The following is a 5,343-nucleotide window of genomic DNA, read 5'->3' as shown; positions in this document are numbered from 1 at the left end:
CCGCATCGAGCGATGCTTCTCCAAGCTCAAGCACTTCAGGCGCTTCGCAACCCGATACGATCGAAGGGCCATCCACTTCCTAGGCTTCGTCCATCTCGCAGCAGCCATGATCTGGATGCGATGAATGTCGATTCCGCCTAGCCCTGGATCGGGCGCAGGATGATCTCGACGCGACGGTTCTGGGCGCGGCCTTCGGGGGTGCCGTTGGTGGCCACCGGACGGCTTTCGCCTTCGCCGGCCACGAAGATGCGGGCGGGCAGGACGCGACCGGCGCCCACCAGATAGTTGGCCACCGAACTGGCGCGACGCTCCGACAGGGCCTGGTTGTGGTCATCGGCGCCGCTGGAATCGGCGTGGCCCACGATATCGATCGTGGTCTGGGGGTAGGCGTTCAGGGTGCGGGCGACGTCGCCCAGCACCGGCGCGAAGCGCGGCTGCACGTCGGACTGGTCGACGGCGAAGGTCACGTCGCTGGGCATGATCAGCACGATGTCGTCGCCCTGACGGCGGATCTGCACGCCGGAGCCCTCCAGCGAGCGGCGGAAGTCGGCCTGCTGGCGGTCCATGTAGTTGCCGACTGCGCCACCGGCCAGGGCGCCGATCCCGGCGCCGATCAGGGCGTTCTTGCGGCCCTGCTCACCGCTGTTGGTGTTCGTCAGATAGCCGAGCGCCGCGCCGCCCAGCGCGCCGGCCAGGACGCCGGTCCCGGTGTTGTTGCGCACCGGCATGCCCGTATAGGGGTCGGTGGTGGTGCAGGCGGTGAGCGCGGCCGCGCCGGCGATCATGGCGAGGGTGGCGGTGAACTTGGACATGGCGGTCTCCGGGGACTTGGGGATATGAGCCGGAAACGCGCCCTCACGGTCAAGGTTCCGGTGGGCTCAGATCTTCAGCACGTGCTTGGCCATGATGTTGCGTTGGACCTCGTCTGAGCCGCCCGCGATGCTGGCGGCGCGGCCTTCCAGATATCGCACCGTTTCGCGGCCCGCCCAACTGGGCCCCAGCGGCTCGGCCGGCCCATCGGTCTCCGGAAACCAAGGCGCGGCGTAGGGTCCGGCGCATTCCACATAAAGCTCGGTGAGCCGTTGCACGATCTCCGTCCCCTTGAGTTTCAGCATGGAGGACTGCGCGCCTGGCGCTGAGCCCGCGGCGACTTCCCACAGGGTGCGCAACTCGGTCATCTCTAGCGCGCGCAGCTCGATCTCCACGGCGCTCAGCCGGCTCGCGAAGCCGGGGTCCTCGATCAACTGACCTCCCGCCGATCCGGCAAGTTCAGTTGACGCCGCCACGCGGATTCCGCGCAGCAGGTTGAGCGAGAGCGACACGAAGGCCTGGCCAGTGCGCTCGTGGGTGAGCAGGCCCTTGGCATAGGTCCAGCCCTGGCCCTCCAGACCGATGCGATTCTCTACCGGGACCCGGACGCCGTCGAAGGTCACGCGGTTGAAGGCGTGTCGACCGTCGATGGAGATGATGGGCGTCACCTCCACCCCAGGGGTGCGCATGTCGAGGAGCAGGAAGGTGATCCCCGCCTGGGGCTTGGTCTCGGTCGCTGTCCGGGTCAGGCAGAACATCCAGTCGGCGGTGTGAGCGCCGCTCGTCCACACTTTTTCGCCGTCCACCACATAGACCTCGCCCTCCCTTACCGCCCGCGTACGCAGGGCGGCCAGGTCCGATCCGGCGCCCGGTTCGGAGTAGCCCTGGCACCAGCGGACGCGGTCGGCGACGATATCGGGCAGGAAGCGCGCCTGCTGCTCTGGACTGCCGTAGGCGAACAGAACCGGCGCCAACATGCCCGGTCCCATGCCGCCGACCTGGCCCGGAAGCCCCGCGGCGGCGGTCTCCCGTTCCCAGATGAAGCTCATGGCCGGTGTCCATCCGGGCCCGCCAAAGGCGACGGGAAACCTGTTCACGGCCCAGCCCTTGGCGAGCAGGGCGGCGTGCCATCGCGCCTCGTCGGCGCGCGAGCCATCGAAGGCATGACCTAGCGGAAGAACCTCGGCGATCAAGTCCCGCACCGCCTGCCGGAAGGCGAGCTCGTCTTCGGAGAAGTCGAGGTTCATGAGGTGTCCGACTTGTTATTATAAGGTCCGTGTAATAATAGTTGGGTTCACGAGACTTGGTCAACCGACAGAGAGGCCCGATGTCCGACGTCCCCTTCACGACGACCCGTCTGGCTGGCGTGACGGCCGGACCGGTGCGCCGCCCTGACAATTTCTCCAAGCATGCCAAGGGCTCGATTCACGACAACGCCACAGCGCAGGGGCTGGGGTTCAAGGGCGGTACGGTGGCCGGGAACATCCACTTCGAGCAGTTTCCGCCGCTGATGGCGGAGCTCTTCGGCCGGGCGTGGTTTCAGACCGGCAACCTCTCCCTCTATTTCCTGAGCCCCACCACAGACGGTGAACCGGTCCAGGTCTTCGCGCGCGACCCGGTCGTGAGGCCAGAGGGCGGGCTGCGGGCGGAGGTGTGGATGGAGGACAGCGAAGGCCGGCGGGTCTGCGAGGGCACCGCCGCGTCCGGGCCGCCAGACCTGGAATCGGCCCTGCGCCAGCGGCTGAAGGCCGTGCGTGCGCCGGAAGACCTGCGGATCCTGCGGAATTCCAAGGTCGGTGACAGGTGTCTGGATGTCCCAGCCCGGCTTGAGCTTGCCCGCAATGACAACCGGTTGGAATTCATCACCGAGCCGCTGCCCGAATATCTGGACCCGTCAGTGTGGGGCGAGCGGGTGGCGCCGCCCGCCATCGCCATCGACGCCATGCGTGAGGTGGAGAAGCCGTTGTTCAGGCCAGAGGACGGTTTCGTTGGACTGTTCGGAGCGATTGAAGTGCAGTGGCTCGACGGGCCGGTCTTCATGGAGCACGACTACCTGGCCGACGGAACCATCCTGGCGCTTTCCGAATCGCCAAAGACTGAAGTCGCCTGGTTTGAGAGCACCCTCAAGGACGCCGCCGACCTGCGCGAGGTGTCGCGGATGATCCTGATGACCCGCCTGCTCAAGGGCTCTTCGCCGCTCTGGACCTGATAGGCGCTGGCGGGCATGGGTCAGTGATGAGCTCGCGCACCCGGACCCGGCTGACGCCCGCCGCCCGCCGTGACCAGATTCTGGACGTGGCCGCGCGACTGATCGTGGAAGAAGGCCTGCAGGCCGCCACAATGGAACAGCTGGCCAGGTCGGCGGGGATCAGCAAGGCCTTGGTCTATAACTACTTCGCCACGCGTGACGTCCTGCTGGGCGCTCTGCTGCAGCGAGAGCAGGCTGAGCTTGGCGCGCGCGGCATGGGCGCGGCCTTGCAGGCCCAGTCCTTTCCCGAGCTGATCGCTCAGACGACACGCCTCTACCTCGAGCATGTCCGAGACCGAGGTCCGCTGATCGCCGCGCTGCTCGGCGACCCGGCGACCGCGGCCCTGATGGAGGCGGAGAGCCGGGTCAGTCGCGACCAGACGGTTCGCTATTTCGTACGGGCCACCCGGCGCGCCTATGGGCTGCCCTTGCACCGGGCGATTGCGGCGGTGGACCTGTTGATGGCGGTCACTGACCGCGCCGGCCGGCTGGTCGCGCAGGGGGACCTCGACCTCCCGACCGCGGTGGACATGTGCCTGAAGATCGCCCTGGGCGGGCTTGAGCAGCTTGCGCGTCAGCCGAGCGACTGCGCGTAGAGCGACAGCAGGGCGGCCCAGGCGCGCTCGGCCTGCGCCGGGTGATAGACGGCGTTATCCCTCACGCACCAGCCGTGCTGGGCGGGATAGACCTCGACGACGGCTTTGGTCCTGGCGGCCGCGAAAGCCGCCTTCAGCTTGTCCTTGGCGTCCGGTTGCTTGGCGTCGTCGTTCTCGGCGATGGCCACCAGGAAGCCGGCCTTCGCCCTGCCGACCTGCAGATGCACGCTGTCGGGCCTGTCGGTCACCAGGCCGCCGCCGTGGAAGGAGCCCGCGGCGCCGACACGGTCCGGGTGGTTGATGGCGCCGAGGAAGGTGTAAAGGCCGCCCATGCAATAGCCCTGGGTTCCGATCTTCTTCCGGGTGTTCACCTGCGGCTGCTTGTCCAGCCAGCTGACATAGGCGGCGGTGTCGCGGGCCTTGGCCTCGGGTGTCAGCGGTGCGGTCAGCTCACCCAGCTTGGCCCGGTCGGTGGGGTTTGAGAACTCGAAGGGCCCGGTGATCACCGGCGCCTTGCGGGTGCGGTAGAAGGGATTGGGCACGACGACGGCGTAGCCCTCGGCGGCCATTCGCTTGCCCATGTCGCGGAAGGCTGGCCGCAGGCCTAGGATGTCGGTGAAGATCACCACGCCGGGCCACTTGCCCTTGCCCGCCGGATGGAAGAAGGCGGCGTCGCAGGCCCCGTCGGCGGTGGTGATGGTGACGTCGGTTTCGACCACCTCAGCCGCCAGCGCCTGTCCGGCGAGGGCCACGCCGGTGGCCATGGTGACGGTGGCGAAACCGCGGCGGGTCAGGCGCGAGTCGCGGTTGGCGCTGGCGGGATTGGTTTCGTCGTCCATCGGGAGCCTCACCTGCTGTGGGCGCTCGTTAACGGCGCCTATGATCGCCAGGTTAACTCAGACGCCAAGCCGCGCCTGTGTCAGGCGAGAAACTTGTGCAGGAAGTTTCCGCCCATCTGCAGGCCCTCCATGTCAATGCTGTGGCCGAGGCCTGGAGAGACGTGTCCGCCGACCTCAAAGCCGAGTTTCTGGAGGGTGGCGCCGGCGTGATGGAGGGCGGCCACCGGCACCATCGGATCGGCGTCGCCATGGATCAGCAGGATCGGAGGCTTGACCTTGGTGGAATCCAGGCCGGTCTCATCCACCAGCATGCCGGAATAACCGAGGATGCCCGCCACCTGTGGCGACCGTCGCAGACCGACCTGCAGGGCCATCATTGTCCCCTGGCTGAACCCCACCAGGGCCAGCCGGTCCTCGCCGAGCCCATACTTGGCCAGTTGCTGGTCGATGAAGGCGTTGAGCACTGGCGCAGCCTCCCGCGCGCCGTTGATACGAGCCTGCGCATCCATGTTGGTGATCGGCCACCACTGATAGGCGTCGAGCATGCCCGGCATGGGCTGGGGCGCGTTCGGGGAAATGAACAGAGTATCCGGGAAGGCGTGCTGCCAGTGCGGGACCAGACCAATGAGGTCGGCGCCGTTCGACCCGTAGCCGTGCAGCAGGATCACGAGACTTTTGGGCGCTCGGTTGTAGGCGGGCGCGACTGAGGGACCGTGAAGGGTGATGGGGTGGACGCCCCCCGACGGCATCTACGTGCCAGAGTGAGGGTGTTGATCTTCACTCAAGGGAGGCGTCCATGGGAGACGTTACCATCATTGGTCTGGATATCGCCAAGTCTGTGTTCCAGGCG

Annotated in this window: 6 protein-coding genes and 1 pseudogene; 3 read left to right on the top strand and 4 right to left on the bottom strand. The window is 67.1% G+C overall.

Features of this window, described 5'->3' with window-relative positions; genetic code table 11:
• Window positions 1-124: pseudogene (locus tag Q8N10_RS20665) on the top strand (IS5/IS1182 family transposase); the annotation flags it as partial.
• A 13-nt stretch (window positions 125-137) separates the two neighbouring features.
• Here the strand turns inward: Q8N10_RS20665 and Q8N10_RS20660 are convergent.
• Together Q8N10_RS20660 and Q8N10_RS20655 are read right to left on the bottom strand one after the other, a co-directional pair.
• Window positions 138-812: an OmpA family protein gene (locus tag Q8N10_RS20660; RefSeq protein WP_304783477.1), complete on the bottom strand. Its 675-nt coding sequence runs from the start codon at window positions 810-812 to the stop codon at window positions 138-140.
• A 66-nt stretch (window positions 813-878) separates the two neighbouring features.
• Window positions 879-2,057 (bottom strand): acyl-CoA dehydrogenase family protein, encoded by a 1,179-nt coding sequence (locus Q8N10_RS20655; RefSeq protein ID WP_304783474.1) that lies wholly within the window; start codon window positions 2,055-2,057, stop codon window positions 879-881.
• An 80-nt stretch (window positions 2,058-2,137) separates the two neighbouring features.
• Here Q8N10_RS20655 and Q8N10_RS20650 point away from each other — a divergent pair, with 80 nt between their 5' ends.
• Both Q8N10_RS20650 and Q8N10_RS20645 read left to right on the top strand, forming a co-directional pair.
• Window positions 2,138-3,019, top strand: coding sequence for a hypothetical protein (locus tag Q8N10_RS20650; RefSeq protein ID WP_304783471.1), 882 nt, complete (start codon window positions 2,138-2,140; stop codon window positions 3,017-3,019).
• A 26-nt stretch (window positions 3,020-3,045) separates the two neighbouring features.
• Entirely contained in the window at window positions 3,046-3,654 is a 609-nt protein-coding gene (locus Q8N10_RS20645; protein WP_304783469.1) for a TetR/AcrR family transcriptional regulator, read from the top strand.
• Here Q8N10_RS20645 and Q8N10_RS20640 read toward each other — a convergent pair.
• Entirely contained in the window at window positions 3,633-4,493 is an 861-nt protein-coding gene (locus Q8N10_RS20640) for a dienelactone hydrolase family protein (protein WP_304783465.1), read from the bottom strand. The two genes, Q8N10_RS20645 and Q8N10_RS20640, sit on opposite strands and share 22 nt — an antisense overlap.
• 80 nt (window positions 4,494-4,573) lie before the next feature.
• Entirely contained in the window at window positions 4,574-5,242 is a 669-nt protein-coding gene (locus Q8N10_RS20635; protein ID WP_304783462.1) for an alpha/beta hydrolase, read from the bottom strand.
• Between the last annotated feature and the right edge of the window lie 101 nt (window positions 5,243-5,343).

This window comes from Phenylobacterium sp. (genome assembly GCF_030693625.1).
Lineage (GTDB): Bacteria > Pseudomonadota > Alphaproteobacteria > Caulobacterales > Caulobacteraceae > Phenylobacterium > Phenylobacterium ferrooxidans.
Note: the sequence above shows the minus strand (reverse complement) of the source record. Positions and strands in the feature narration are given on the sequence as shown.

Coding starts and splice junctions, on each gene's coding strand:
- Q8N10_RS20660 (WP_304783477.1), bottom strand. CDS start 812: ATGTCCAAGTTCACCGCCACCCTCGCCATGATCGCCGGCGCGGCCGCG.
- Q8N10_RS20655 (WP_304783474.1), bottom strand. CDS start 2,057: ATGAACCTCGACTTCTCCGAAGACGAGCTCGCCTTCCGGCAGGCGGTG.
- Q8N10_RS20650 (WP_304783471.1), top strand. CDS start 2,138: ATGTCCGACGTCCCCTTCACGACGACCCGTCTGGCTGGCGTGACGGCC.
- Q8N10_RS20645 (WP_304783469.1), top strand. CDS start 3,046: ATGAGCTCGCGCACCCGGACCCGGCTGACGCCCGCCGCCCGCCGTGAC.
- Q8N10_RS20640 (WP_304783465.1), bottom strand. CDS start 4,493: ATGGACGACGAAACCAATCCCGCCAGCGCCAACCGCGACTCGCGCCTG.
- Q8N10_RS20635 (WP_304783462.1), bottom strand. CDS start 5,242: ATGCCGTCGGGGGGCGTCCACCCCATCACCCTTCACGGTCCCTCAGTC.